Below are 25,362 nucleotides of genomic sequence, written 5' to 3'. Positions count from 1 at the left end.
AAAATCCAGTACAACATAATTACCACTATTCCTTTCAATTGATGTTATCCATTAAAATCCTGTTTTATTTAATGAAAAGGGACTGTTTCGTTGAATTATATAACAGAATACAAAAATTGTATAACATTAAACGCTGTTACGATAACGACCTTTACTGAACACAAATTTAAAGACGGCCAACATGAAAAAAATAACAGCACCATTAAATTCAAAGATCGGTAAAAGCTGGACTTTGGATTCCAAGGACAACAAAAATTATGACATTCCTGATAATTTTATCCTAGGAATGACCAATTGCCAACCTGAATCCAACCAGGTTCAGTAACTTTTTTAACAATGAAAATATCGAAAATACTGATTATCATCGCTTTACTTATGCTCTTACTTTGGGTAATTGGCTTTTTCTTATTCAACATTGGCATGATGGTACACCTATTCCTTCTAATTGCCGTGGTTCTATTTATTATCAGGGTTGTTAGGGATAAATAAAAGAAGTAATAATTCTAAAATACGAAAACATGAAAATTGTATATTTAAAAACGAACAATATAGCCAATATATTCAATCAGTTACAGCAAGACCTAGGAGGAAAATTAAAAATCCGACCACAGGAATACAGTTTAGAACTGCACAATAATTTGGTAAGCGGAGTCATCAGTGGAGTTTCCTTTAAGAACAACGTATCGTTCATGGAATACAACATTGTCTTCAAAGAGGATATGCTGCTCATAAATAATATGCCCATTACCAATCCCATTCATTTTATGTATTGTGCCAAGGGAAAAATTAGTCACAGTTTTGGAATCAAAGGAGAAAAAAGAATTCTAAACCAATTCCAAACAGGAATTTTTTCCTGTGACCCCAGTCAGGACACTACCTTGTTCTTTAGGAAAGATGAACTTGTTAAGCTTACCAATATTATGGTGGACACAAATGAAGTTGAACATGAGGGTGAAAGTATCGACCTCCTTAGAAATCAGCTATTAAAAACCTTTTTACCAAAAACAGGGCAGAATATTTGTGCCTATGTCGGCTCCTATAATCTTAAGATTGCAGAGAAAATACAACAATTGGCCGCAATTACCCAAAAGGGACTGGTGCGAAATCTTTTGATAAAAGGTATTGTCCACGTTATTTTGGCCATGGAGATCCAGCAACACAAGGAGGATAAAAAGAATGCAAAAAATAATTTCGGATCCTTGACCAAAGATGAGATGGACGACATAAAGGAGCTATCCAACTTCATTAAGAACTATCCGGAAATTCAATATAGCCTAAAATACCTAAGTAATAAATCCGGTCTTTCACCTGCGAAACTTCAGGAAGGTTTTAAACTTATGTTCGATAGAACGGTTACAGATTACATTAGGAACGTAAGGGTAGAGACCGCAGAACATCTTATAAAAACCACCGAGCTCAATATTTCGGAAATAGTATATAGTGTAGGCCTAACCAGCAGAAGCTATTTCTCCAAGATATTTAAAGAAAAATACAATTGTAGTCCCAAACACTATCAGGACCATCAAAATCAGTTAGCTGTTACAGCCTAATTTATAGTTGATATTATTTATACAACCAGTCTTTTTGACTGGTTTTTTTTGTTTATTTTTTTATTAACCCAACAGGCATTCATTCCCATTGGCCTAGTGTCGTGTCAATGCTACTGTGTCGTTTAAGTCTCCGCTATTTTTTATCTGGCCAAGGCAAAAAAAAGTTGCATAGCCGTAGCTACGGAACTGTTTTTTAACGAAGGCCGGGTGAAAAAGAGCAAGACTTGGGATGGCTAAAGTAGGGTTGACAGGACACCAGCTTACAATAAAACGGCAGGAGATTCCCCTGCCGTTCTTGAATAAGTTAAAGTGTGTTGTTTTCTTTTTAAAAGGTTTTCAAGGAAGCTCTCAGCATCCAGGACATCTGCTCGTGCATTTGCATGATTCCGGTTATAAAATCGGCCGTACCTTCGTCATTGTGGTCCTCTGCATTTTCACTGATACTTTTTCTAATGAACTTGATTATAGTACCATGGTCTTCCAGTAAAACTTCCATAAAACTGGCACTATCGTTCTTTTTTGGGCTTTCATCCTTCAAATGGGAAAGTGCTAAAAACTCTTTTAAAGTTCCAGGAGAATAGAATCCCAACATACGGATTCGCTCTGCAACCTCATCAACAATTTTTTCTATCTTATTGTATTCTTCCTCAAAAAAAACGTGTTTGGTGTGGAAGTCGATCCCCTCTACATTCCAATGCGCATTCCGCAATTTGGTATAGAGTAAATACTCGTCCGCCAAAAGTTTGCCCAGCATTGCCACTACAGCCTTTCTATTGTCTTTCTCGATCCCGATAGTTGCTTGTGTTGTTTTCATAATATTTAAATAATTTTATTTTCTATTAATAAGCACAAGTTACGATGGTTTCTCCTGAAGAATTGATTCAAACGATTTATTGCTTTGCTTTATATGCACAAGGCTTATGGAAAGGTAATTGTATGGCCGTTATCCCGAAAATAAATTATTCCTTTTTGCCATTCCCGGTAAGTGTACTTACCATCCCGTCCATTACATTGAGCCATAAATAATTAAAGAAAGACTTGGTATTATCCCTTTCAGCATATATTTCCCCATATCTATATCCGGATTTGTCCGTCCCTGAACCATCATTGGTAAAAATATTGCCAACGAAGGTCAATAGTTTATTTACGCCCATCCTATCCTTTTTAAGAACTCTAAAGCGAAAATTTTCATAATTCATTTTCATGTCCCCAGTGGAACTGTTCACATCCCCACTAACTGTAAAATAGAGCTCTTGTATATCACCTTCTGCCTCTGTACGAAGATTGGACCTCAGAAATTGATTGATGCTTTCAGACCTAAAATTCGTAACTACGCCAGAAACAAAAAATGCATCGTTATCCTTATTGGCATCAAAATTCCATGTAAGCTCTATCGGTGCTTCCCCCATAAGTTTGGCCCTGGCATCAATCTCGGTTTTTACACCATTTTCATAGGTATTGGAAACATTGCCCAAGGTGGCCTCCAGATCTGCAAATAAGATCTCTCCCGGGCTTGTACCATTTTTTACCAATTCCGAATACGAAATATATCCATCGTTAATTTTAACTTCTGAAACATTCAGATCTATGGGCAGCTCACGAAGCATTTGGCTGTATAGTTTTTTTTGCCCATAATCATCCGCAACTAGTTTATCACGATATATTTCCATATTTGGTTCTTGAAGAACAACCGATGTGGCCTTCAGGAAAAATCGTTCTGCATTAAATCCAAAATCCATATTTACCATACGCACTTCAGGAATTTTCAAATCAATATAATCGTGCTCTTTGTCCAATTTTTTGGAAAGGGTTGTCTTGTCAAATTTAGATTTCAGGGATAAATTACCAAGTAGTAATTCCCTGTTCTTAATACTTGTTCCGCTTAGGGTAAGTGCCTCATATGGGCCCAGATCAGCAGAAATCATTCCTGTACTCAGATCATAATCCCCATAGGAAAATGGAATTTCCCCGTTTATTGTTTCCCTATCCACGTTTATATTTTTTAAGGCCAAATTCAGCTTTTCCACGGAAAAAACGGAAGAATCCCCAACCTTTCCCAAAATCCTGAATGCACCATCTTCAATGGACAATTGGGCTATGGACAATGTTTTTTCCTCGGTTCCTTCGGGTACCGAACCCTCTTGATTTTCTACTTGGTGCGATCCTTGATAATATTCCCCCCTTGGCCTTGACAATCGGATATGACGGACACTTATGGTGTTTCCAAATAGTGCCTTGAAATAACCTATCCCCTCAATATCTATAGTTTCCAAGCTTAGCCCCGCTTTTCCAATGCCCGTATCCTTGTCCAAAAAATCCAACCCTACCTCCGTTAATCCAATGGAGCCCGCCAACAGATTTACTTCAATTTGGTTATAGGTCAAATGTATATGATCGGGTATTTTTTCGTCCAGAAAATTTTTAATAAACGCCTTGGCCCTGAAATGTAATACGGTAAACAAAAGTAGGATCAAGACTATCGGAATCAGGATGATCCATACCCTGCGCTTTATCTGTTTGCGGTGGGCCATAAACGGTATATAAATTAAAAACTAGTAATTACAAAGTACGGCAATCCCATTTTAATTAATAGCCCTACAACATTTAATATTGACTTTTTCCATAGACCACCCCTTAGAATCCCAATGGAGTTATAATTTGTTTTGATGGGGACAATGGGGATACCCAACAATATCTATTTTTGTAATAAATTAAAACAGTCATAATCATGAAGAAAATACTTAGTGTAATAGCTATTACAACAATGACAATTGTGGCGGCCAATGCCCAAGATGTTTCCAAAAATGCCCTTGGTTTAAGGCTTGGGGACAATGACGGATTTGGAGGGGAGGTCTCCTATCAGAGGGCGGTAACTGACAACAACAGGCTCGAATTTGATCTGGGTTGGCGCGATTCCAACAATGTGGATGCCTTTAAATTGGTGGGACTCTATCAATGGGTAATGCCGATAGAAGGGCTATTTAATTGGTATGTCGGTGCCGGAGCAGGAATTGGCTCCTTTGATTCGCCGGCTGGGGATGGTACCTTTGCATTGGTTGCCGGCGATATAGGTATAGAATGTAATTTTGATTTCCCCCTTTTGCTGTCCCTGGACATACGTCCCGAGTTGGGTTTCAATGACGACTATTCGGATGATCTGGATTTGGATATTGCACTAGGTGTTAGGTATCAGTTTTAAAACAATAAAAGATAAAAAATAACATTTGCCCTATAAATCAATTTCTTTGATTTCTAGGGTATTTTCTTTCTATGCTTTCTTTTAAAAATACCATACTTGTAATAATCACGGCCAGAAGGGATGGCCTTACTTATCTTCTCCCAATAATACATGCCTCTTCTTTAGCGTTTGTGTCCAAAGTTTTTTAAATTACCAGTGTCTAGTCAACGTTTAAATGACGGGTAAGGAATGATGGATCTTGAGTTGGGCCAAGGCGGAAAAAACGAGCATAGCCATAGCTACGTAAGAATTTTTGCAACGCAGGAGCGGCTCAAGAGACACCTTGGATTACCCGTAGGTTTAGGCTTGACTATATACTAGATTAAAATAGGTTAAAAAAAACACGAAATGAAAAAATTAGAGGGGCAGGTGGTCATCATAACCGGTGGTGCAAGAGGAATAGGCGAAGGAATCTGCAAAATCTTCTGCAATGAAGGGGCCACTGTAGCCTTATGGGATGTACTGGAAGAAGGCCGGAAAACTGCGGACCATATTGCCAAAATGGGTGGCAGGATATTTTATCAAAATGTAGATGTGTCCAACCAAGATTCTGTTGACATGGCCGTTGCAAAGGTAATTTCCGAATATGGGAAGATAGACGTACTTATCAACAACGCCGGAATAATCCGCGACAGATCTATCCTAAAAATGAGTCGCCGGGAATGGGATCAAGTTATGCGCGTTAATGTGGATTCCCTATATATCACCGCCAAAGCCATTGTCCCCCATATGAAGACGGCCAATTATGGCAGGATTATTTCCGCCTCCTCCATCAATGCCTATCAAGGTGCCTTTGGACAGACCAATTATAGTGCCAGTAAAGCTGCGATAGTAGGCTTTACGCATTCCCTCTGTAGGGAAGTTGGCAAATACAATATTACTGTCAATGCTGTTGCTCCAGGATTTATTAAAACCGAAATGACGGATTCAATGCCCGAAGATGTTGTACAGGCCGGGATTTCGATGATTCCCGTAGGCAGAATCGGTACTCCCGAAGATATGGGGCATGCCTATCTCTTCCTAGCCTCCAAAGAAGCCGGATTTATAAGTGGCCATACCTTGCATGCCAATGGTGGTGCCATGCCCGTGTAATAAGACCCATTAACTGTATAATTACACAAACAAATGACGGAAGAAAGACCAACCAACCAAGCCTATTCCACAGAAATTCCACAGCTATCGGATTTGGCCCAACACTTAGGCAAGGAATTGGGGGTATCCCATTATATGAAAATAACCCAGGATATGATCGATACCTTTGCCAGAATAACGGGAGATAATCAATGGATCCACATAGACCCGGAGAAATCAGCCAAATATTCTCCCTACAAAAAAACAGTGGCACATGGATTTTTGGTGCTGTCCCTGACCTCCAAATTCTGCTTTGAAACCTTCAAGATCAAAGATATCGTCATGGGGGTAAACTATGGATTGGACAAAGTACGGTTCATGAATGCCGTTCCGGAAGGCGCCCTCTTAAGGGCTCGGGTATCCCTAATGGATTTCAGCCCTTTTGAAGGCGGGGCCAAATACAAATTGAAGCTTGTATTTGAACTAAAAGGGGAAGAAAAACCGGCATGTGTTGCCGAATTTATAGCCCAAGCCTATACACGCCCAAAGAGTGGAAAAGCATGATACCACATTTGGAAGTCGTGATTTTGCAGAAAGTGTCCATGCTTTTTTTTTGTTATCTTCAAACCCAATAAAAGCCAATAGAAACAATGACCGATCAAGTATTTACAAAAAAGCTATATTTTAAAACCTTAATAACCCTTATATTGTTCAATAGTTGTGGCAATTTTGGTCAGAGCCAGGAAAACCTAGGAAAAACCCCTAATTTCATCATTATCTTTGCAGACGATCTGGGCTATGGGGATCTTGGCACCTATGGCCATCCTACCATTAAGACACCCTATCTGGACCAGATGGCCACCGAAGGACAAAAATGGACCAATTTCTACGTAGGTGCCAGTGTCTGTACCCCCAGTAGGGCTGCCTTATTAACTGGAAGGCTACCGGTAAGAAGCGGTATGGCCAGTGATGTAAAAAGGGTGTTGTTCCCGAATTCCAAATTTGGATTGCCCACCTCGGAGATTACCTTGGCGGAACAACTAAAAAAAGTAGGCTACAGTACGGCATGCATTGGCAAATGGCATTTAGGGCATAAGGAAGAATACCTGCCTACCAATAACGGTTTCGATTATTATTTTGGCATCCCCTACTCCAACGACATGGATTTTGTGGGCAACCGAGACGAATATAGGGAAGCGAATGGCAACTTGCCCACCGAAAATTTCAATGTCCCCCTTATGAGGAATACGGAGATAATAGAACGGCCGGCCGACCAAAACACCATTACAAAAAGATATACCCAAGAAACCATTGCCTATATCAAAAAAAATAAGGACAATCCTTTCCTTATATACTTGGCCCACAACCTACCGCATATACCCCTTTTTGCATCCAAGGACTTTTTGGGCAAAAGTAAAAGAGGAATTTACGGTGATGTGGTAGCCGAAATTGATCATGGCGTAGGACAAATAATTGCTACGCTTAAGGAAGAGGGATTGGATAAAAACACTATTGTAGTCTTTACTTCGGACAATGGACCATGGCTGTCCTATGGTATTAATGGTGGCAGTGCCGGATTATTAAAGGCAGGAAAGGGCATGACCTGGGAGGGTGGAATGCGGGAACCCTGTATTTTTTGGTCGCCTTCCAACATAGCTCCTGCCGTAGTAAGCGAATTGGGTACTACTATGGACCTATTCACCACCTTTAGTGCCTTGGCAGGCGTGCCAATGCCCAAGGATAGGGTAATGGATGGTTATGACCTAAGCGTCGCCCTTTTTAAAAATGGACCTAGTCCGCGAAACGGAGTTTTCTACTACAGGGGAACACAATTGTATGCGGCCCGACTCGGAGGTTACAAAGCGCATTACATTACCCAAGGCTCTTACGGCCAATTTGGGGACAAGGTAGTGCACAATACCCCATTATTATATAATTTAAACGAAGACCCTTCCGAGAATTTTGATATTGGGGCAAAGCACCCTGAAATTCTTGCCGATATAGATCGTTTGGTAAAGAAGCATCAATCCAATTTAGTAAAGGGCAAGGACCAATTGGCGGATGTAGAATAAATAATTACAAGGTAACGGTTCAAAATGTAATGATAACTTAATCCAATATTTTTACCTCCAATGTTTATACAACGGCTTCCTGCCCCCCTCTGGGCTCTTGGCCCGTAACAAGGCTTTAATGGACGGGATATGAAGTAATTTTTAAAACGCTTACCCTATTTAATATCATTGCCTTCATACTTCTATTTCATTGGTATGCCCCTTTTCCGTATTTCAACTTTTAATTTTTCTGGAATATCGGTTCTGCATTGGCAGTTTTTTAGATGCTCCAAATGCCATTGAATACGTTCATCTACGGTAGCATTTTTTGGCATTTTATGTGCCAGGTGCCATTCTTTATTGAGTTTCATCACCAAATACATTAGGGTTCATTATATTGTATACAACATCTTTAACACAAAATTTTCCGTAGACAAATTCGCCCTCAGGGTATTGCCAAATAGCCTCGCCATAGAAAGGCCGTTTATAGCCATTTACGTTTTTATAATTACTTACAGGAGTTGAAAAAGGAAATGCCTGCATTTCAGAAACGGAATAGCGGTCATTGGAAACAAAATTTATCAGTTGCCCCTTTTCGTTAAAGTACAATACGGCAGATACTACAGTTCCTTTATTGTCAAAGGTGGCCTTTGCGCATAAATTGTCGATAACCTCCCAGCTGATCCGTTCATCAATAAGGGCGGCCGGGGCAAATAGACATAGTTCGTTAAAATAGGTGACGGTCTCTGTAGGATACAGTTCAGAACCGTTGATATCCACAATTGAAAATAGGGACAAGAGCCTAATATTCATTCTTGCCCCTTCCCTATTGTACTTATGGTATCCCATTGTTGGTAGTCCATTTACCCTGGCCTTCATAAGGAACATTCTGGTTGGGCAATCAAAAAAATTATGTTGTTCAGAAGTAAATTTAAACCAATCCTTACCTCTTTCCCTCATTTCACCTTCCAAAGTAATCTTCATGTTATAAATCTTTGGCTTTCCTACTGCCCCCGTATATCGTAAATAATTTTTGATACATTCCGGCAAAGGTTCCAAATCCTCTTCACATAAAAGTACAGGGTTCGGGACAACTGTATTCATGGCAGAAGCAACATCGTCTTTATAACTCCTTTCAAATGTCAAATTGGCTTGGCCTACAATGGCCGCTCCCAAAATAATGATGTTCGCAATAGTTCCGTACCTGGCATCCGTCCACACGGTGATTATCAAGATTTGAGAAAAGACTACTGTCGCAATGCCCAAGATAGGCCACAATTCCTTTTTCAGCAATACCAGTATTGCGGTCCCTAAAAACAATAAGACCGCTATGAACCACAGTATCCCTAATGGTTTTGAAATTTCTTTGGTAAATTGTGCCATCTCCCCAAATTGGAAAGCCTTGGCAAAACCCATGAAATGTATGAGGCCGTGTAGTACCATAAATAAGACCAACCCAATGCGCATATTCCACACCTTTAATTTAAATGATGAACAGACTGTTTATAACTCATCTCCGGCTCCTCCAAATGCGGCGTTTTTGCTTAATTGTACAGTAATCAAAAAGATGTCAGCCATACTATTTTGGATCAATTATATACCCCCCTTAATGGAACAGGAGAAAGCATTACCGTAAACTTATCGTATAGAAATACTTTCAAGGTCGGGGATATATTTATCTATTGTCCATCAGATTTACAAGTTTCTCACTATCAATTATAAATTCGGTTATGGCAAAGACCTCTTTCCTATTGCTTCGGAACAGGGTTACGAATTTGGCCACCTCCTCTTCAAGATGTTCGTGTTCGGTACGTATTAAATTGGCATCCGACTTATTATAATCCGCTACCATTTCACCCAACTGTATTCTATGTCTTTGCACTTTTTCCAATAAATCATGGCACTTATTCTTTAGGTGGAACAGTCCTACTTTTAGCTCTTTTACCATATCCAAATTTTCCGGCTTGGTAATCCACATAAAGTATTTATCCACTAAATGGTGCAAAAAACGGAGATCGTCCGCATAAAACTCCAAATCAGATTTCCAATGCTCGGTTAGCACGTACAACTCGGGCCATGGTCCGTTCTTAACAAATTGAAGTTCCTTATTTTTTTCGATATGTTCCATGGTGCTCAATTTTAATGGTTATAGTTACAAATTTAGTTCAGGCATGGGTCTTTGACCATGACATATATCAGGTGACCAATAAGTATTGCATGACATCCGTCATTTTAAAAATAAAATTTATGCTGTAGCTTGGGAACAGTATTCCAAATTAGCAAAAGATGAATACCATCCTCTACGCAACGGACTATTCCCTAAATTCAGCTTCCACCTTAAAATTGGCCCATTTAATGGCCAAGAAATTTGATGTCCTTTTAATTGTAATGCATGATTTTGACATCCCTACAACCTTGAGCACGGTAGCATTGACACCACACTAGTGTCTAGTCAACGTTTAATTCACGGATAAGGAATGATGGATCTTGAGTTGGGCCAAGGCTCAAAAAACGAGCATAGCTGTAGCTACGTAAGGATTTTTGCAACGAGGAGCGGCTCAAGAGACAAATTAAATTACCCGTAGGTTTAGGCTTGACTGGACACTAGGTCCTTTTATAGGTTCTTTCCTATCCCCCCGCTCCATCGCAATACAAGATATCCCACAATACCTGAAACAACAGACCCAATAAGGATGCCCACTTTGGCCGAATCAATAAATATTAAATTGCTTGAAAATGCGAGGTTGGCTATAAAAATGGACATGGTAAAACCAACTCCGGCCAAAATAGCTATCCCTGTAATCTGGAGAAAATTAATATCGTCCGGCAATACCGCAATCTTTAATTTAACCCCTAACCATGATAACAAGGTAACCCCTATCAATTTCCCCATAAACAAAGCTATAGCTATATTCAGCATCAGGGAGGTATTCAATTCCATATCGGTACCAAAGACGACCCCTGCATTGGCCAAGGCAAAAATGGGCATAATAAAATAAGCCACCCAACCATGAAGCCGGTGCTCCAATTTTTGTAGAGGTGAAGTAAATTTATCGGTCAAATCCTCCAGATCGTCCATATGTCCTATTTGTTCATTGGACAGGACCGGAACATTCCCGTCATCGGATCGGGCAATACCCGTCATTATTTTGGATAAGTTCTCCGTATAATACTGCATATCTATCTTTTGTCGGATAGGTACGGTAAAGGCTACAAGTACGCCAGCTATTGTTGGGTGTATGCCCGACTTTAAAAAAAGTACCCAGATTACAATTCCAAGAATTACTGTCCAGTACTTGGAATAGATTCCCTTAAATCCAAGAAAAGAAAGTATCAATAGAGGGATCAAGGCATATAAAATTAATAGCCAATCTACCCCCCCGCTGTAAAATATGGCGATGACCATAACCGCGCCCAAATCGTCCACTATGGCAAATGCGGTAAGGAATATTTTAAGACTTAAGGGAACCCTATCCCCCAAGAGTTTTAAGATTGCCAAAGAAAAGGCAATATCGGTTGCCATGGGAATACCCCATCCTTGGGCCGTTTGGTCCGAGTCGTTTAAGAAAAGGAACAACAACAAGGGAAAGATCATTCCCCCAATGGCCGCAAAAAGTGGAAACATTGCCTTTCTAAGTCCGTTAAGTTCCCCGATCAGAAGTTCCCTTTTAATCTCCAATCCGATCAGAAAGAAAAACAAGGCCATTAGGCCATCGTTGATCCAAAGGATAAGGGGTTTTGTAAGCTGGAAGGTTTCTGAGCCAATGCCTATTTTATATTGCCATAGGGAATTGTAGGATTCACTGAACCCTGAATTTGCCCAGATCATGGCAATTAGGGTGGCACTAAATAAGAGGATACCGCTTAAACTCTCAATTTTTACAAACTTTTGGAAAGGGGTAAGAATAATTCTTTTAATCATAAAATTTTAAATGTGAATGAACAGAAAAGTCATAAATGTAAAAATACATAAATGGTTTAAACTGACATGGACAATCTACCAATACCTCAATGAGCTACCTCAAGGTATAGAATACGAGGTATTGGTAGCAAGACCATGCATCGTGACAATCCAAAACGCTGCACCCGAGGCAGGGCCCTGTCCGTCCTTGACGTTCGGGCGGGCTTCAGGGAATTCTATGGATAAAAAGTCTTCCTTGAATCTTCTATTCAAATTCAATTCTCGAGACCACCCCTAACATTTTTCCGCTTAAGGAATATAGCCAGTGCAATTGTTCGGTGACCAGGTGGGCTTCCTGAAGTTCCCGCTCCAATTTTAAATCTACATTTGGAAACAATTTAATATCCTCCGGCACAAAGGTGGGGAGCTGTTCCTTGGAAAATTGATCGTTCCCCAGTTCTATAAGTGCCCTTTTGGAATTTGAGTCCGCCAAAAGTAGAAGTACTTGCGACAGATTTTCATCAATTTCAGAAATAAACTTTTTAAATTTTAAGGAGGCCTTAGTGGTAGGATTGTTCTGGATATAGGTGCTAAACGATGCCAAAGACGAAAGAAAGGTATGGTTCAGCACTACCAATTCATATATTTTATCCAGATTTTTTTGTTTGGATACCGGTTCTTGCGCCATTCTTTGAAAGGCCGAACTAAGGTTGGAAGTTTCTACAAAAGCCTCTTTTCGGGATATCTTATAGGTGGTAGTCGCCTTTCCCTTTTGTTCATAATAAGCCGCAATTTGGGCAAAAAAACCTCTATTGGCCTTGACACTTTTTTCTATTTGCTCCCTAATCTCCATAAATCCCCATGCCGGCAAAATCCACAACATGGCCACAAAGGACAGCCCTGCCCCTATCAAAGTATCCAATACTCTGTACTGGATAACGGTTATGATATCCGGTCTAATAATGGCATAAACGAATACTACGGTCAATGTAATGAAGGTTGCCCCTGCCTTATAATTTTTCTGGACCATAGAAAAGGCAATCACCAAGGACACCATTCCCAAGGCCCCAAAAACATAGGGATTCTGTATGATAAAAACAAATCCGGTGGCAATGGCCCCTCCCAAAAGCGTACCGATTATCCTATCCTTGGTGCGGGATTTGGTGAGTCCGTAACTGGGCCTCATGATAACGATAATGGTCAAAAGTATCCAATAGGGGTTTTGAAAATCGAAAAAAGTACCAAGGGCATACCCTATCATAACGGTCACTGACAACCTTAAGGAATGTCTGAATATGGTAGACCTAAAACTAAAGTTGCCCAGCAATAATTTGGGATCATAATCCTGGGGAACGATAAAACGTTTGGCCGCGGCCTGATCTACCAAATCTACCGAACCCATATCCGGATTCCCCAAAAGCCATTTTATCTTTTTGAGCTTTTCAAATTGCTCTTTCAAATACTGTAAAAGATTCTGGAGCATTAGGAACCCCTCATAATCCCCAGTGCCCGTACCGTTTCTATAAAAGGCTATATGATGTTCCACCTTTTCAAAACAATTGGCCAATATGGCATTTTTGGGAATCTTACGGTGGTCTGTTCCCGCTTCGGCGATGGTCCTTAATTGTCCGGCCATTTCGAATATTATATTTTGAAAACTCCCAACAAACTCGGGATGATCCCTAAAAAGAGCATCCATTTTTCCATAATTGACCGGATTGGCTATAGCGGTTTCGAGCATGTCTATCAATTCAACAAAAATTAACAATCTCTTGGCCTGATAACCGGATCGCCCGGAGCTTTTTCTTGAAAGAAGCAGAATTTCCCTTAGCGTTTCATGATGTTCGATCAACTTGGTTTGAATTTCGAATAATTTTGATTGCAATTCCAACCGGTCCGTATTAGGACCCACCAATTTACCCCGGGTTTCCAAAAACTCAGCTGTGAGTCTATAAGTCTCCCAAAAAAGTTCTTCGGTCTGGGCTTTGGGATTTATGCGGTACCAGGCTACTGCCAAAAACAGATACCATAGTCCGCCTGCACCTATTAAAAGAGCATATTCATAAACTTCAAGTTCCTGGGGTTCATGGGCAAAACTCAATACCAAGGCCAACAAGCCGGAAAAACTAATTAGGGAAGCCCGAAATCCATAGACCGAAATAAAGGCGATAGCAAAGGTTAAAAGCCCCAAAACCGGAATCAGCAGCCAAGTTTCAAATTTTAAATAGCCCCCAATAAAACTTACCAGCATTACCAAGACCGCAGAAAATAGGATCCCGATTTCTTTGTGTCGAAAATTGCCGCTCACGTCACTGGGGGAACTCCAGAATGCCCCAAAGCAAAGCGCCAGTCCAATTTCCAAATGTCCCCATCTTAAGGAGAGCAAAACGGGAATCGTAACCGCCATAGCGATCAGAATGGCCTTGGAGAAATTGGTACTTTTCAAGAAATGCAGTAGTTCCCCTAAATTACTGAAAATGATTTGGCGGTGTAATTTCAATAGATCCTTGTTGAACCATAAAGATACGATTTCCACGGCTATGGCAAATATTGGAAAAAACTGTTTTCAGGGAATATAACTTAAAAAACTGGTGCTTGATTGGTGTCCAAACCACGGCCATAAATTAAACGCTCCAAGAAACATTGTATCGAACTTTAAAAACAATATTTTTGTTTACTATTTTTATAATATTAATGAACAACGTTAAAAGCAACTTTAGCATTAAGGATCTTGAAAATCTATCCGGCATTAAGGCCCACACCATTAGGATATGGGAAAAGCGCTATAATCTTTTTCAACCTAATAGAACGGACACCAACATTAGATATTACGATATAGAGAATTTACAAAAACTTCTCAATATTACTTTTCTCTATAACAACGGTTATAAAATTTCAAAGATCTCGCAACTAGGGGAGGATAAAATTTCGGGAATTGTAAGAAATTTGGTTTCAGAACAAAACGATAATGGACATGTGATGAATTCCTTTAAAATGTCCATGATGAACTTTGACCAGGCGCTGTTTTTCAAAACGTACAATGACCTGTTAAAGGAAAAATCGTTTAGGGAAATCTTCTATGCCTATTTTATTCCTTTTTTAAACGAAGTGGGATTGCTTTGGCAAACCGATACCATAACGCCCTCCCATGAACATTTTATTTGTGCCTTGATCAAACAAAAGATTCTGGTAAATACCGAAAAGTTGCAATACAGCGTACCCTCCAATACCTCCAAGACCTTTGTACTGTATCTTCCGGACAATGAAATACATGAATTGGGGCTAATGTTCCTGCATTATGAAATCCTATTAAAAGGGTATCAGTCCATCTTTCTTGGTCCAAGCATTCCAATATTCAGTTTAAAGGATTTTTTGCCCTTGTATGACCATGTTGTATTCGTTTCCAATTTCACAGTACAACCTGGCAAAGAAAATGTGATGGGATATCTACATGATTTTCATGAATTGCTGCTAAAAGACACTACTTCAGAGCTTTGGATATCAGGAAAAATGCTCCAAGAAGTAAATCAAAAAGAATTGCCCAAATCTATTTTTACTTTTTCCCGGATAGATCAATTGGTCCAAATTCTTTGATAGCCCAAGACCTAAGTAAATTCCGTTCCTTTTGCCGAAACTGCCCCCATTATAACTTTTCGGGCAAGATTGGGAAAAAATCCCCATAACTAATTTAAATAAAATGTTGTGGAGTTGTCCCCTTTAAATAACAGGGCCATTTTTGGGTTATAAATTATAAAAAAGTCCTACAATGGCATTGTTAGCTGGAATGTCACAAAACGAAGTTAAATTTTGTTCAATATTTAAGTTATAACGTTAAACATTTTATAACTTGTACCCAACATTCTACAGTCATGGCAAAAAAGAAAACTATTACAGAAAACGACATTGTTTCAGCTTATATGGACCATGTCCTTGAACATAATGAAAATCCAAAATCGGTTTACCTATTTGCAAAAGCCAACAACTTTGAAGAGTCTAAATTCTATGCTTTTTTTGGGTCGTTCGAGGCCATAGAAAAACATATTTTCAAAACATTTTTTGATAATACCGTTTTAATTTTGGATAAAAGCGAGGAATATAAATCCTACGATGCACGCAATAGACTATTAAGTTTTTATTTCACCTTTTTTGAAATTTTAACAGCTAATAGAAGTTATGTAACGCACTCACTGCAGCGCCATAAAAACAGTCTCAAAGGGCTAAGCATGTTATCTGGGCTAAAAAGGCATTTTAGGTCCTACATTAATGATTTGGATATAGGAACTATAGACGTTGAACAGGAAAAAATAGGGCAATTTCAACGGCGTGCATTAGAAGAATCAGCTTGGCTGCAATTACTAATGACCTTGAAGTTCTGGATGGAGGACAACTCGGTTGCCTTTGAAAAGACGGATATATTTATAGAGAAATCGGTCAATACTAGTTTTGATGTTTTAAATATTGTTCCCCTTAAAAGTGTACTCGACTTTGGAAAATTCATTTTCAAGGAAAAAATGAACATGAATTAAAAACATTGGATGAAAACAATAGACAATATACCTGTTTCAAAAATACATCGTGCCTCAAAATTAGTATCCACAGGTGCCAGGGTTGGAGTTAACTATCTCAAGTACTTTGGTGACAAACTTACTAAAACAGAGCTTGAAGCAAGATCAAGGCTTAACGAAAACAATGCCGGGGACATCTATGACAGCCTTAAACAACTTAAGGGAAGCGCCCTAAAAGTAGCTCAAATGTTAAGTATGGAAAAAAGTATAATGCCCCAAGCCTACGTAGAAAAATTTTCCTTGGCACAATTTTCCGTACCTCCTTTATCCCCGCCACTGGTAATTAAAACTTTTAAAAATTATTTTGGCAAACCGCCCAATGAATTATTTGATTCCTTCAACACAACTTCAGTAAACGCTGCCAGTATTGGACAAGTCCATGAGGCAGCAAAATATGGGAAAAAACTTGCTGTGAAAATCCAATATCCCGGAGTTGCCGAGAGTATAAGCTCGGACCTTGCCCTTGTTAAACCCATTGCGATCAAAATGTTCAACATTAAAGGCAAAGATTCGGACAAGTACTTCAAAGAAGTTGAAGGAAAATTAATAGAGGAAACAAATTATGTGTTGGAAATGAAACAGAGCAAGGAAATTGCCAAAGCCTGCTCATGCATACCCAACCTTTTGTTTCCTCAATATTATGAAGAATTATCATCCGACCGAATTATCACTATGGACTACATGCAAGGTAAACACCTTTCGGAGTTCACGGCCAACAATACCGACAAAAAAAAAGCCAATAAATTAGGGCAGGCATTATGGGACTTCTATATGTTTCAAATACATCGTCTAAGAAAAGTACACGCCGACCCACATCCTGGAAATTTCTTGGTGTCCAAGGATGATGAATTGATTGCCCTGGATTTTGGCTGTATGAAAGTTATTCCAAATGACTTTTATGTCCCATATTTTGAACTGGCCAAACCAGAAAATATTACGGACTATAAATTCTTTGTCTCCAAACTGTATGAACTGGAAATTTTACGTGAGGACGATTCCATAGAGGAAAAGGAATTTTTCACCGAGATGTTCCGCGAATTGTTGGGTCTTTTCACTCTGCCATTTCAAGCAGAAAGCTTCGACTTTTCCAATGGTGAATTCTTTGGTAAAATAATGGAATTGGGGCAACGCTACTCCAAAAGTACCGAACTGCGCAAAATGAACGGCAACAGAGGTTCCAAGCATTTTATATATATCAATAGAACTTTTTTTGGTCTTTATAATCTTATGTTCGATTTAAAAGCAGGCCATATTAAGATCAACAACTTCCATGCGTTTTAGTGTTTCCATCCAATTGAACTATTTATCCTAAAAATATCAAATGAAAATTCTCGTCACAGGTGCTACAGGATATATAGGCAAACGATTGATTCCTATTTTAACCAACGAAGGGCACCATGTGGTCTGTGTGGTACGGGATAAATTAAGAGCGGATAAAAACTACCTCGAGGATGACAACATCAGTATTGTCGAGGCCGATTTTTTAAAACCGGAAACTCTAAAATGTATTCCTAAAGATATTGATGTGGCGTATTATTTAATTCATTCCATGTCCAACTCTTCCAAAAATTTTGAACATTTGGAAGCCGCTTGCGCTGCTAATTTCAAAACCTATTTTTCCTCTACACCCTTAAAACAAGTTATTTATTTAAGTGGCATTACAAACGAAGCGCAACTTTCCAAACATTTACAATCCAGAAAAAATGTGGAAGAAATTCTAGCCTCGGATTTCTATGCCCTAACTGTTTTTAAGGCAGGTATCATTGTTGGGTCTGGAAGCTCATCGTTCGAGATCATTCGAGACCTCATAGAAAAACTACCCATAATGGTAGCACCAAAATGGCTCAACACTAAAACACAGCCCTTGGCGGTAAGGGACGTTTTGGCCTTTTTATCAAGGGCAAAAGGAAAGAAAGAGCTTTACAACACCTCATATGACATTTTTGGTCCCGAGATTTTGACCTATAAACAAATGCTATTGGAATTTGCGGAAATAAGGGGGTTAAAGCGCTACATTTTAACAGTACCGGTCATGACTCCAAAACTTTCTTCTTATTGGCTTTATTTTGTTACCTCCACCTCTTACAAATTGGCAACAACATTAGTGGATAGTATGGGTGTCCAAATTGTTGGGAAACCTAGCAAGATAAATCAACTCTTGGGAGTGAGCCCCATTACCTATAAAGAGGCAGTCGAGTTGGCTTTCGAAAAAATTGAACAGAACAGTATTGTATCCAGCTGGAAAGATTCCATGGTAAGCAGTGGCCGCCTAAAGAATAACCTTCACAAATATGTTAATGTTCCTCAATACGGATGTTTTAAGGATTATAAAGAACGTAAAATTCAAAATGAGCAGGCCAGCATCAACAAAATTTGGTCTATTGGAGGTACAACAGGCTGGTATTACGGCAATTTTCTATGGAAAATTAGAGGATATCTAGACAAATTGGTGGGTGGTATTGGACTAAGAAGAGGAAGAACCCATGTTTCCGAATTGGCTGCTGGGGATGCCCTGGATTTTTGGCGGGTCATCTTTAGTGATAAAAAAGAAAAAAAACTGTTACTATATGCGGAAATGAAGCTTCCTGGAGAAGCTTGGCTAGAATTTAAGATTGAAAAAGGACTTTTAAAACAAACGGCAACCTTTAGGCCCCGTGGAATTGCCGGCCGTATATATTGGTACACTGTGCTTCCATTTCATGGCTTGATCTTTAATGGGCTGATCAATAAATTGGTGACCAACTAGAACTTATTTATATAGTGGAAGCCTATACCGTCATAAGAAAATAGAATCCAATACTGTTTAACTTATTTTAATAATAATTAAACATTGTGTAATTTTGGGAATAGTGTCGTAAACTACCTCGGGGCAAGCCTGTCTGCCGACAAAGGCAGGCCCACGAGGCATTGAAAGAAAATTCAAGTTTGATTTCGACGCCTGTCTGCCGACAAAGGCAGGCCCGCCCTAACGATACGGGCGGGCAAGCGTCGGAGCACCTGCCTACGGCAGGCAGGTTTAAATATCGATTATGGAGTAAAAGATGATTTTAGAAACCACACATAATAACAAAGATACTCCCCTACTTGCAAATGATCTCGTTGGGAAACCTTTCAGTTTTATAAAAACCATACAAATGAAAGGCATTGTTTCTAAAAGAATGATAATAAGGGAATCCAGTGATAATATGAAAACTTACCTCAACAGCACTTTTGATGCTACTTATGCCCATATAGAGTTAAGGCCTTTAGGGGTACTTGTCAGAATTATCAAAGGTTTTACAAATTTTACATGGGTAATACCATATTATCAACTGGTAATTTACAAAGGTGACCGTAGCAGTCTATATGCCCAAGGAAGATATATTAGGTTCAGAAAGGATGAGGCCTTTGAAAACAATAAATCCTTCATGAATAAATTGATGAAATATAAATCCAGGTACGAGTTGAAATATGCTTTTTTAAATTTTAAATGAGTTTAAGCGAAAGGGATATTGACCGAATTATTGAAATGGCATGGGAAGACAGAACCCCATTTGAAGCCATAATGTATCAATTTTTAATACCGGAACAGGAGGTAATTAGGCTAATGCGACGGAAAATGAAGCCAAGCAGTTTTATATTATGGCGTAAGCGTGTACAAGGGCGCGCCACCAAACACCAAAAATTAAGAACCTTTGAAAAAGGCCGCTTTAAGTGTTCTAGACAAAAACAAATTACAAATAACTCAATTTCAAAACGCTAACAGTGCTTTGACTTATGTAAAGAGTACAAAGGTACAGCACAATTAAAAAGATAATATGCATACAGAAACCTGGACACCAAATAAAAAGAGCAATCCTAAATTAAACGGTTTTTCCCATACCGATATTGGCGACGACCATTTACATACCGGTTTGAAAACGCCATTGAGAGTGGACGCATTCGAAATTCCGGACACAGAGAAAAAGCAACGTATTGCGCAATTGTTTCAGGAAATTATGGCCGTAATGGGATTGGACATTACGGACGATTCCCTCAAGGGCACTCCAGAACGCGTTGCCAAAATGTATATAGATGAAATTTTCTCTGGATTAAACCCGGCGAACAAGCCAAAGATAGCTTTGTTCGATAACAAATACCAATACAATCAAATGTTGGTAGAGAAGAACATCACCTTTTACTCCAATTGTGAACACCATTTTGTACCCATAACAGGAAAGGCCCATGTAGCCTATATTTCTTCTGGAAAGGTAATAGGCTTGTCCAAGTTGAACAGGATTGTACAATATTATGCAAAGAGGCCCCAGGTACAGGAACGTCTTACCAACCAAATTGCGGAGGATCTGAAAAGTATTTTGGGTACGGAAAACGTGGCGGTCATTGTAGATGCCAAACATTTATGCGTTTCTTCCAGGGGAATAAAAGATGAATCCTCCTCTACGGTAACCTCCTATTTTGGAGGACAATTCAATACCCCATCAAAAATAGCGGAATTACAGAATTATATTAAAAATTAACATTATGGATCTCATTGACGAAGCATTGGAATTTGAAAAAAGAAATCTTAAATCGCTTTCCACTAGTGACAGAATTGAAATTTCAAGGAAAGCAAAAGCACTCATTTTGGGTTTGAACGAAATTTATAAAAACAAAAAGGAGGACAGGATAATGGAAATCATGAAACGCCTGACCGCCTTAAAAAGAAAGGTAGAAAAAAGATTAAACGGCAAACATTTGGTAACCGGCCTATAAATCCACTTAAAAAATGAAAACAATAGTGGTAATTGGAGGTAGTAAGGGAATAGGCAAGGCTATTGTAAAAACCTTTTTGGGTACCCATAAGGTAATTAACATAAGTAGATCTTCACCGGAAGAGTCCCACTCCAATCTAACACATATGGGCTGCGACATTTTAAAGGATGAATTGCCCGAAATAAATATAATGGATGCACTGGTCTATTGTCCCGGAAGTATCAATTTAAAACCATTTACACGGTTAAGCTTGGAGGATTTCAGGGAAGATTATGAAATCAATGTTATTGGTGCCGTAAAGGCCCTGCACAAATATTTGGATGTGCTTAAAAAAGCCGATCACCCTTCCATTTTAATTTTTAGCACAGTGGCTTCCAAATTGGGTATGCCGTACCATGCCAGTATTGCCGCATCCAAATCCGGGGTGGAAGGCTTGGTAAAATCCCTTGGTGCGGAATTGGCACCAAAAATACGTATCAATGCCATTGCACCCACGGTGACGGATACACCGTTGGCCTCCAAACTACTGCGCAATGAAAAGATGGTCGAAAATATTAAAGAGCGCCATCCTTTAAAGAAATACCTAAGCCCAAAGGAAGTAGCGGAAATGGCCGAATTTCTATTATCGGAAAGAGCATCCTCTATCTCAGGTCAAATATTTGCAATGGACTATGGAATAGTAACATTTAAAATTTAATCGATGAATTCCTTTAAGGTAATTGGTACAACTTTATTGGCTAATTCCAAATCCAAGGAAAAGATAGGTTTATCACTTGTATTTGTTATAAAGATGGCTACAACCTTATGAAGGTTATTGCCTACAAACAAGTTCTTGAATCCATAGAACATGCAACCTTTAATATGCCCATAACATAGCCTGTTTTCCACTTCCCGAGTTGGCGCGAGTGTCACACTCGTGCCTATAAAACTTCCAAAGAAACTAAAATAACAGCTTTACAAATTTGAACCTCGAAACTTCAATCAGCTACTGATACCCGCATAGAACACGCTTTGAACCTTGAACCTGAAACCTTGAATTTTAAAGCTGCCAACTGTCACTGTCAACCGCTACTTCTTATTGCCCAACCCAATAAAAAGATCTCCACACACATCGGACAACTTTGAACATTCAAACCTTCAACTTTCAACCAATTTCATTCCCTTGAAAAAATATGATGCTGGGTCGCTGTAAAATAATCACAGAAAATCTGGTTTAACAGATGGTCCTTTGTGCTTGCCCTTACCCCTAATTTTGGGAAGATTTCTATGATATTCCTGGAAATTTCCTTCACGGAGTGTACGGCCCCATGGTGTATTTTTCGCATATAATCCTCTTCAATAGCCCTTTTTTGCTCGATCATTCCCTCAATTTCATTAACGTAATGGAATATTTTTCGATCGGACTCCAAAATCATGTTTTTCAAGGCATCCAAGCTTCCCTTTAAAATTTCCGTATTGGCCTCTTCCAATAAATGTTCCGCAATACCTATGTAATTTACCCAAAGTGTTAGATCGGCAAAAAGGGAAAAGGGGATCTTAAAAATAGGCTGGGGCAGATAAACTTCATTATAGGTAAAACTACAGCTCTTGTGGGCCATATAATCCTTAACGGCAAAAGAATGTGTGGCAGTAGCTTTAAGGCCCATGGTATTCCAATCCTCAATGACCTGCACTGCATTTTTAGGAATTACGAACGATTGCACCCTTGGCGATCCGTCATCATTTCGCAATAGGGTTCCATTTTCCAGAATTTCTGCGTTTAAGGTAAAATGGGTAAGGTAGGGAGCGCCAGTGGCATAGCGCCATTTCCCCTTGATCCTGTACTGATCGTTCACTTTTTCCGCCGACCCAAAAACCCCTCCACTTCCGCCCAAACAAGCAGGGGATCCGGCCTTCATAAAAATTTCCTTGGCCTTGTTTGGCTGTAAATTGCCTACAAAATAGTTGGCCCCGCTACAAAGTGTGATGGTCCATCCCAGACTGGCATCGATCCTGGCCAAATCCTTCAGCAAGGACAATCCCGCCTTTAGGGATAGTTCCAATCCGCCATGGGTTTTTGGGACCCATAGGTTCCAAAGGTTTTCACTGTTGATGCAATCCAAAACATCTTGTGGAAATACATCGGTTCCCCAATCCAGTTTTCTAAGCTTGTGCAGTTTGTCCATTATTGTTTTCCAAAATTAATTTTCTCCATTTAAAATATCCAGAGGTCCCCACAACAAACAAAAAAATGGTCAGGCCCGCATAAACGTACAGTTCTTTGTAAACGAACAAGGGGATCGCAATAAGATTACTGATATTAAGGTAGATCCAATTCTCCATCTTTCTTTTGGCCATGAGCCACATCCCCGCCCAGGCAAAGGCACTTACGGCCGCATCCCAGACAGGGACATCCGAATTGGTAAAATGGCCCAACCAATAGAGCATTAGCGCAAAGCAGGCGATTACAATAGCAATAGCCATTATTTGTTCCGATCTGTCCGAGTAGGTAATAGGCGTTTCCTTTTTTTGTCTGCCATATTTCCAAAAAAGCCAGCCGTAGATACTCATAAACAAATAGTACAGATGAAGTACAATATCCGCATATAGTTTTGTTTGATAAAGTACCCATATACCAATAAGTATGGATGCTATTCCAAATAAATAGTTGTGGATATTATTGTTCCTTGCCAAAAGGACTTGTGCCACCCCAAGGGCCGTTCCAATTATCTGTAAGTATGTAAGCTGTGTAAAAAAATTCTCCATCGATTCCTTAATTTATAAAATGGAAAAAGATGAAGCAAATCCCAACTTGCAAGATGCTGCTGTTGGACCAAAATCCCTACGCCGGCATTATCCGGATCAGGTTCAGAGTAAAAACTCCTGGGTATCATCTCAGCCTGCAGTAAATGCAAGCACCCCATTTAAGGTACAAAGCTATAACTTATTTGGGATTTGTTGCCCTTTTTTAATAATACTTATTTTAATAATACTTAATCCTTCTTTACCAAAGTATTCAGCACCAAAGCCGAAATAATCATAAACAATCCTATGAAACTATAAATTGTATAGGCCTCATGGAACCATAGAACCCCGATGGAAATAGTAAAAATCACTTCAATGTATTTTAAGGGGGCCACAAGGTTCGTTTTGGCAATTTGAAAAGCCCTGGTCATATACAATTGTCCCATAAAACCAAAGACACCCAATAAAAGCAAAAACATCAATTCGTACCCTATTGGCTCCACCCAAACCGCTATGGCCAACAGTCCGCCAATAACGGTACCAACGAACATAAAGTAATTTACTACAACTGCCGGATGGTCCGACACCCCTATTTTTCTAATAACAACGTAGACCATTCCACTAAAAACGGAAGCAGTTAAGATTAGGGCAAACCCGGTAGTATTGATATTGCCATCAAATCCCTTTAGGACCAATACCCCTGCAAAGGCGGTCAGGAAGAAAATCCATTGCACATTTTTCAACTTTTCCCGTAATACGACAACAGCAAAGAAAGCGGCAAAAATAGGTGATAAATACCGTAATGAAACTGCCGTGCCCACATTGAGATGCTTTAGGGAAAGAAAGAAAAGACTCATGGCCGTTAAGCCCAACACGGCCCTTAACAACATCAGTCTTCTCTGGGTGCCAAAAATTGGAATCCCCTTTACCATAATATAGGTGGTTGCCAGTACGAAGGAACCCAGGCATCTAAAGAATACGATCTGGAAGGTTGGGATCCGGTCCAGAGATTTTACGGTAACATTCATTAAAGTAAATGAAAACGTACTGATGACCATAAAAAGTAATGCCTTTTTAAAATCCGATCCGGAAGATTTGCTCCATTTAATCTTTAACAAAATAGCGTTGTTGTTTTGCCATGGCCATATTTATGGCTTGAATGCGCTAAGGTATAAAAACCTAATCCAAAGTTAGCTTAGGAAACCGTTGAATTGTCCATACATAATGAATTTTGCATGTCCCTACCGAACTAAATATCAGTGGCTTTTGGGATCCGGGCATTATTGCATAGACTTGATAATTGACTATTAATGTTGATTTAAATGAATAATACCCAATTTATAAGCCCAATAATAGTACATGACAAAAACCGATTAGAGCATAAAAATGCGTTATTGCTAAGAGGAACGAGGAAGCAATCTGTTCATTTGAATGGACAGACTGCCACGCTGCACTTACAGTGACGAGCCGTCATTGCGAACAAAGTGAAGCAATCTGCCCAATGGGCGACAGATCGCTTCGTACCTCGCGA

At 39.4% G+C, this 25,362-nt stretch carries 27 protein-coding genes and 1 riboswitch; of the genes, 17 read left to right on the top strand and 10 right to left on the bottom strand.

Going from position 1 to position 25,362, the window contains the following annotated elements:
- Positions 1 to 181 precede the first annotated feature (181 nt).
- The 3 genes from D0S24_RS21130 to D0S24_RS12955 are packed head-to-tail and all read left to right on the top strand — an operon-like array spanning position 182 to position 1,550.
- A complete protein-coding gene (locus tag D0S24_RS21130; protein ID WP_181938089.1) occupies positions 182 to 325 on the top strand; it encodes a hypothetical protein in 144 nt (47 codons plus the stop codon).
- A gap of 11 nt (positions 326 to 336) precedes the next feature.
- Positions 337 to 489, top strand: coding sequence for a lmo0937 family membrane protein (locus D0S24_RS21450; protein ID WP_117020303.1), 153 nt, complete (start codon positions 337 to 339; stop codon positions 487 to 489).
- Between the two features lie 29 nt (positions 490 to 518).
- Positions 519 to 1,550 carry an AraC family transcriptional regulator gene (locus D0S24_RS12955; protein WP_117020302.1) on the top strand — a complete coding sequence of 344 codons (1,032 nt, stop codon included), beginning with the start codon at positions 519 to 521 and terminating at the stop codon, positions 1,548 to 1,550.
- A gap of 325 nt (positions 1,551 to 1,875) precedes the next feature.
- On the opposite strand, the gene D0S24_RS12950 is transcribed toward D0S24_RS12955, so the two are convergent.
- Both D0S24_RS12950 and D0S24_RS12945 read right to left on the bottom strand, forming a co-directional pair.
- Positions 1,876 to 2,364 (bottom strand): Dps family protein, encoded by a 489-nt coding sequence (locus D0S24_RS12950; RefSeq protein ID WP_117020301.1) that lies wholly within the window; start codon positions 2,362 to 2,364, stop codon positions 1,876 to 1,878.
- Between the two features lie 145 nt (positions 2,365 to 2,509).
- Positions 2,510 to 4,081 (bottom strand): hypothetical protein, encoded by a 1,572-nt coding sequence (locus D0S24_RS12945; protein WP_117020300.1) that lies wholly within the window; start codon positions 4,079 to 4,081, stop codon positions 2,510 to 2,512.
- Between the two features lie 197 nt (positions 4,082 to 4,278).
- Between D0S24_RS12945 and D0S24_RS12940 the strand changes: the two genes are divergently transcribed.
- The 4 genes from D0S24_RS12940 (at position 4,279) to D0S24_RS12925 (ending at position 7,931) form a co-directional block, all read left to right on the top strand.
- On the top strand, positions 4,279 to 4,749 hold the full coding sequence (locus D0S24_RS12940) for a hypothetical protein (protein WP_117020299.1): 471 nt from the start codon (positions 4,279 to 4,281) through the stop codon (positions 4,747 to 4,749).
- Between the two features lie 387 nt (positions 4,750 to 5,136).
- Entirely contained in the window at positions 5,137 to 5,880 is a 744-nt protein-coding gene (locus D0S24_RS12935; RefSeq protein ID WP_117020298.1) for an SDR family NAD(P)-dependent oxidoreductase, read from the top strand.
- 33 nt (positions 5,881 to 5,913) lie between these two features.
- The gene (locus D0S24_RS12930; protein WP_117020297.1) at positions 5,914 to 6,423 is read left to right on the top strand and encodes a MaoC family dehydratase; all 510 of its coding nucleotides are present in this window, start codon (positions 5,914 to 5,916) and stop codon (positions 6,421 to 6,423) included.
- Between the two features lie 86 nt (positions 6,424 to 6,509).
- On the top strand, positions 6,510 to 7,931 hold the full coding sequence (locus tag D0S24_RS12925; RefSeq protein WP_117020296.1) for a sulfatase: 1,422 nt from the start codon (positions 6,510 to 6,512) through the stop codon (positions 7,929 to 7,931).
- 182 nt (positions 7,932 to 8,113) lie between these two features.
- On the opposite strand, the gene D0S24_RS21125 is transcribed toward D0S24_RS12925, so the two are convergent.
- The 3 genes from D0S24_RS21125 to D0S24_RS12915 all read right to left on the bottom strand — a co-directional run bounded on the left by D0S24_RS21125 (position 8,114) and on the right by D0S24_RS12915 (position 10,038).
- Positions 8,114 to 8,281 carry a hypothetical protein gene (locus D0S24_RS21125; RefSeq protein ID WP_181938088.1) on the bottom strand — a complete coding sequence of 56 codons (168 nt, stop codon included), beginning with the start codon at positions 8,279 to 8,281 and terminating at the stop codon, positions 8,114 to 8,116.
- Positions 8,268 to 9,377, bottom strand: coding sequence for a DUF6544 family protein (locus tag D0S24_RS12920; RefSeq protein WP_117020295.1), 1,110 nt, complete (start codon positions 9,375 to 9,377; stop codon positions 8,268 to 8,270). Before D0S24_RS12920 ends, D0S24_RS21125 begins: the two co-directional genes overlap by 14 nt.
- 208 nt (positions 9,378 to 9,585) lie before the next feature.
- On the bottom strand, positions 9,586 to 10,038 hold the full coding sequence (locus D0S24_RS12915) for a hypothetical protein (protein WP_117020294.1): 453 nt from the start codon (positions 10,036 to 10,038) through the stop codon (positions 9,586 to 9,588).
- A gap of 158 nt (positions 10,039 to 10,196) precedes the next feature.
- Here D0S24_RS12915 and D0S24_RS21120 point away from each other — a divergent pair, with 158 nt between their 5' ends.
- A complete protein-coding gene (locus D0S24_RS21120) occupies positions 10,197 to 10,355 on the top strand; it encodes a hypothetical protein (RefSeq protein ID WP_181938087.1) in 159 nt (52 codons plus the stop codon).
- A 169-nt stretch (positions 10,356 to 10,524) separates the two neighbouring features.
- On the opposite strand, the gene nhaA is transcribed toward D0S24_RS21120, so the two are convergent.
- Both nhaA and D0S24_RS12905 read right to left on the bottom strand, forming a co-directional pair.
- The gene (gene nhaA, locus D0S24_RS12910; protein WP_117020293.1) at positions 10,525 to 11,832 is read right to left on the bottom strand and encodes a Na+/H+ antiporter NhaA; all 1,308 of its coding nucleotides are present in this window, start codon (positions 11,830 to 11,832) and stop codon (positions 10,525 to 10,527) included.
- Between the two features lie 244 nt (positions 11,833 to 12,076).
- Entirely contained in the window at positions 12,077 to 14,311 is a 2,235-nt protein-coding gene (locus tag D0S24_RS12905) for an FUSC family membrane protein (protein ID WP_117020569.1), read from the bottom strand.
- 194 nt (positions 14,312 to 14,505) lie between these two features.
- Here D0S24_RS12905 and D0S24_RS12900 point away from each other — a divergent pair, with 194 nt between their 5' ends.
- The 9 genes from D0S24_RS12900 to D0S24_RS12860 all read left to right on the top strand — a co-directional run bounded on the left by D0S24_RS12900 (position 14,506) and on the right by D0S24_RS12860 (position 21,804).
- On the top strand, positions 14,506 to 15,405 hold the full coding sequence (locus tag D0S24_RS12900) for a MerR family transcriptional regulator (protein ID WP_117020292.1): 900 nt from the start codon (positions 14,506 to 14,508) through the stop codon (positions 15,403 to 15,405).
- A 275-nt stretch (positions 15,406 to 15,680) separates the two neighbouring features.
- Positions 15,681 to 16,337, top strand: coding sequence for a TetR family transcriptional regulator C-terminal domain-containing protein (locus D0S24_RS12895; protein ID WP_117020291.1), 657 nt, complete (start codon positions 15,681 to 15,683; stop codon positions 16,335 to 16,337).
- A gap of 9 nt (positions 16,338 to 16,346) precedes the next feature.
- Positions 16,347 to 17,657, top strand: a complete 1,311-nt coding sequence (locus D0S24_RS12890) for an AarF/ABC1/UbiB kinase family protein (RefSeq protein WP_117020290.1) — start codon at positions 16,347 to 16,349, stop codon at positions 17,655 to 17,657.
- A 40-nt stretch (positions 17,658 to 17,697) separates the two neighbouring features.
- Positions 17,698 to 19,122: an SDR family oxidoreductase gene (locus D0S24_RS12885; RefSeq protein WP_117020289.1), complete on the top strand. Its 1,425-nt coding sequence runs from the start codon at positions 17,698 to 17,700 to the stop codon at positions 19,120 to 19,122.
- A 295-nt stretch (positions 19,123 to 19,417) separates the two neighbouring features.
- Positions 19,418 to 19,849, top strand: coding sequence for a hypothetical protein (locus tag D0S24_RS12880; RefSeq protein ID WP_117020288.1), 432 nt, complete (start codon positions 19,418 to 19,420; stop codon positions 19,847 to 19,849).
- Complete coding sequence (locus tag D0S24_RS12875; protein ID WP_117020287.1) at positions 19,846 to 20,118, top strand: TIGR03643 family protein; 273 nt, start codon at positions 19,846 to 19,848, stop codon at positions 20,116 to 20,118. Before D0S24_RS12880 ends, D0S24_RS12875 begins: the two co-directional genes overlap by 4 nt.
- Positions 20,119 to 20,173: 55 nt before the next feature.
- A complete protein-coding gene (gene folE, locus D0S24_RS12870; RefSeq protein ID WP_117020286.1) occupies positions 20,174 to 20,872 on the top strand; it encodes a GTP cyclohydrolase I FolE in 699 nt (232 codons plus the stop codon).
- A 4-nt stretch (positions 20,873 to 20,876) separates the two neighbouring features.
- Positions 20,877 to 21,107, top strand: coding sequence for a hypothetical protein (locus D0S24_RS12865; RefSeq protein WP_117020285.1), 231 nt, complete (start codon positions 20,877 to 20,879; stop codon positions 21,105 to 21,107).
- A gap of 13 nt (positions 21,108 to 21,120) precedes the next feature.
- Positions 21,121 to 21,804 carry an SDR family NAD(P)-dependent oxidoreductase gene (locus D0S24_RS12860; protein WP_117020284.1) on the top strand — a complete coding sequence of 228 codons (684 nt, stop codon included), beginning with the start codon at positions 21,121 to 21,123 and terminating at the stop codon, positions 21,802 to 21,804.
- A 457-nt stretch (positions 21,805 to 22,261) separates the two neighbouring features.
- Here D0S24_RS12860 and D0S24_RS12855 read toward each other — a convergent pair whose 3' ends face one another.
- The 3 genes from D0S24_RS12855 to D0S24_RS12845 form a co-directional block, all read right to left on the bottom strand.
- On the bottom strand, positions 22,262 to 23,272 hold the full coding sequence (locus D0S24_RS12855; RefSeq protein WP_117020283.1) for an acyl-CoA dehydrogenase: 1,011 nt from the start codon (positions 23,270 to 23,272) through the stop codon (positions 22,262 to 22,264).
- Positions 23,250 to 23,852: a nicotinamide riboside transporter PnuC gene (gene pnuC, locus D0S24_RS12850; protein WP_117020282.1), complete on the bottom strand. Its 603-nt coding sequence runs from the start codon at positions 23,850 to 23,852 to the stop codon at positions 23,250 to 23,252. The genes D0S24_RS12855 and pnuC overlap by 23 nt, the downstream gene beginning before the upstream one ends.
- A 56-nt stretch (positions 23,853 to 23,908) precedes the next feature.
- Positions 23,909 to 24,019: riboswitch (TPP riboswitch) on the bottom strand.
- A gap of 60 nt (positions 24,020 to 24,079) precedes the next feature.
- Positions 24,080 to 24,949 carry a DMT family transporter gene (locus D0S24_RS12845; RefSeq protein ID WP_251795785.1) on the bottom strand — a complete coding sequence of 290 codons (870 nt, stop codon included), beginning with the start codon at positions 24,947 to 24,949 and terminating at the stop codon, positions 24,080 to 24,082.
- Between the last annotated feature and the right edge of the window lie 413 nt (positions 24,950 to 25,362).

Origin of the sequence: Arenibacter sp. P308M17 (genome assembly GCF_003426735.1) — a bacterium.
Lineage (GTDB): Bacteria > Bacteroidota > Bacteroidia > Flavobacteriales > Flavobacteriaceae > Arenibacter.
This window is presented reverse-complemented; position numbering and strand designations above follow the sequence as displayed.

Coding starts and splice junctions, on each gene's coding strand:
- D0S24_RS12925 (WP_117020296.1), top strand. CDS start 6,510: ATGACCGATCAAGTATTTACAAAAAAGCTATATTTTAAAACCTTAATA.
- D0S24_RS21120 (WP_181938087.1), top strand. CDS start 10,197: ATGAATACCATCCTCTACGCAACGGACTATTCCCTAAATTCAGCTTCC.
- D0S24_RS12860 (WP_117020284.1), top strand. CDS start 21,121: ATGAAAACAATAGTGGTAATTGGAGGTAGTAAGGGAATAGGCAAGGCT.
- D0S24_RS21125 (WP_181938088.1), bottom strand. CDS start 8,281: ATGAAACTCAATAAAGAATGGCACCTGGCACATAAAATGCCAAAAAAT.
- D0S24_RS12935 (WP_117020298.1), top strand. CDS start 5,137: ATGAAAAAATTAGAGGGGCAGGTGGTCATCATAACCGGTGGTGCAAGA.
- D0S24_RS12930 (WP_117020297.1), top strand. CDS start 5,914: ATGACGGAAGAAAGACCAACCAACCAAGCCTATTCCACAGAAATTCCA.
- D0S24_RS12855 (WP_117020283.1), bottom strand. CDS start 23,272: ATGGACAAACTGCACAAGCTTAGAAAACTGGATTGGGGAACCGATGTA.
- D0S24_RS12915 (WP_117020294.1), bottom strand. CDS start 10,038: ATGGAACATATCGAAAAAAATAAGGAACTTCAATTTGTTAAGAACGGA.
- folE (WP_117020286.1), top strand. CDS start 20,174: ATGCATACAGAAACCTGGACACCAAATAAAAAGAGCAATCCTAAATTA.
- D0S24_RS12945 (WP_117020300.1), bottom strand. CDS start 4,081: ATGGCCCACCGCAAACAGATAAAGCGCAGGGTATGGATCATCCTGATT.
- D0S24_RS12955 (WP_117020302.1), top strand. CDS start 519: ATGAAAATTGTATATTTAAAAACGAACAATATAGCCAATATATTCAAT.
- D0S24_RS21450 (WP_117020303.1), top strand. CDS start 337: ATGAAAATATCGAAAATACTGATTATCATCGCTTTACTTATGCTCTTA.
- D0S24_RS21130 (WP_181938089.1), top strand. CDS start 182: ATGAAAAAAATAACAGCACCATTAAATTCAAAGATCGGTAAAAGCTGG.
- nhaA (WP_117020293.1), bottom strand. CDS start 11,832: ATGATTAAAAGAATTATTCTTACCCCTTTCCAAAAGTTTGTAAAAATT.
- D0S24_RS12900 (WP_117020292.1), top strand. CDS start 14,506: ATGAACAACGTTAAAAGCAACTTTAGCATTAAGGATCTTGAAAATCTA.
- D0S24_RS12875 (WP_117020287.1), top strand. CDS start 19,846: ATGAGTTTAAGCGAAAGGGATATTGACCGAATTATTGAAATGGCATGG.
- D0S24_RS12940 (WP_117020299.1), top strand. CDS start 4,279: ATGAAGAAAATACTTAGTGTAATAGCTATTACAACAATGACAATTGTG.
- D0S24_RS12890 (WP_117020290.1), top strand. CDS start 16,347: ATGAAAACAATAGACAATATACCTGTTTCAAAAATACATCGTGCCTCA.
- pnuC (WP_117020282.1), bottom strand. CDS start 23,852: ATGGAGAATTTTTTTACACAGCTTACATACTTACAGATAATTGGAACG.
- D0S24_RS12880 (WP_117020288.1), top strand. CDS start 19,418: ATGATTTTAGAAACCACACATAATAACAAAGATACTCCCCTACTTGCA.
- D0S24_RS12895 (WP_117020291.1), top strand. CDS start 15,681: ATGGCAAAAAAGAAAACTATTACAGAAAACGACATTGTTTCAGCTTAT.
- D0S24_RS12920 (WP_117020295.1), bottom strand. CDS start 9,377: ATGCGCATTGGGTTGGTCTTATTTATGGTACTACACGGCCTCATACAT.
- D0S24_RS12865 (WP_117020285.1), top strand. CDS start 20,877: ATGGATCTCATTGACGAAGCATTGGAATTTGAAAAAAGAAATCTTAAA.
- D0S24_RS12950 (WP_117020301.1), bottom strand. CDS start 2,364: ATGAAAACAACACAAGCAACTATCGGGATCGAGAAAGACAATAGAAAG.
- D0S24_RS12885 (WP_117020289.1), top strand. CDS start 17,698: ATGAAAATTCTCGTCACAGGTGCTACAGGATATATAGGCAAACGATTG.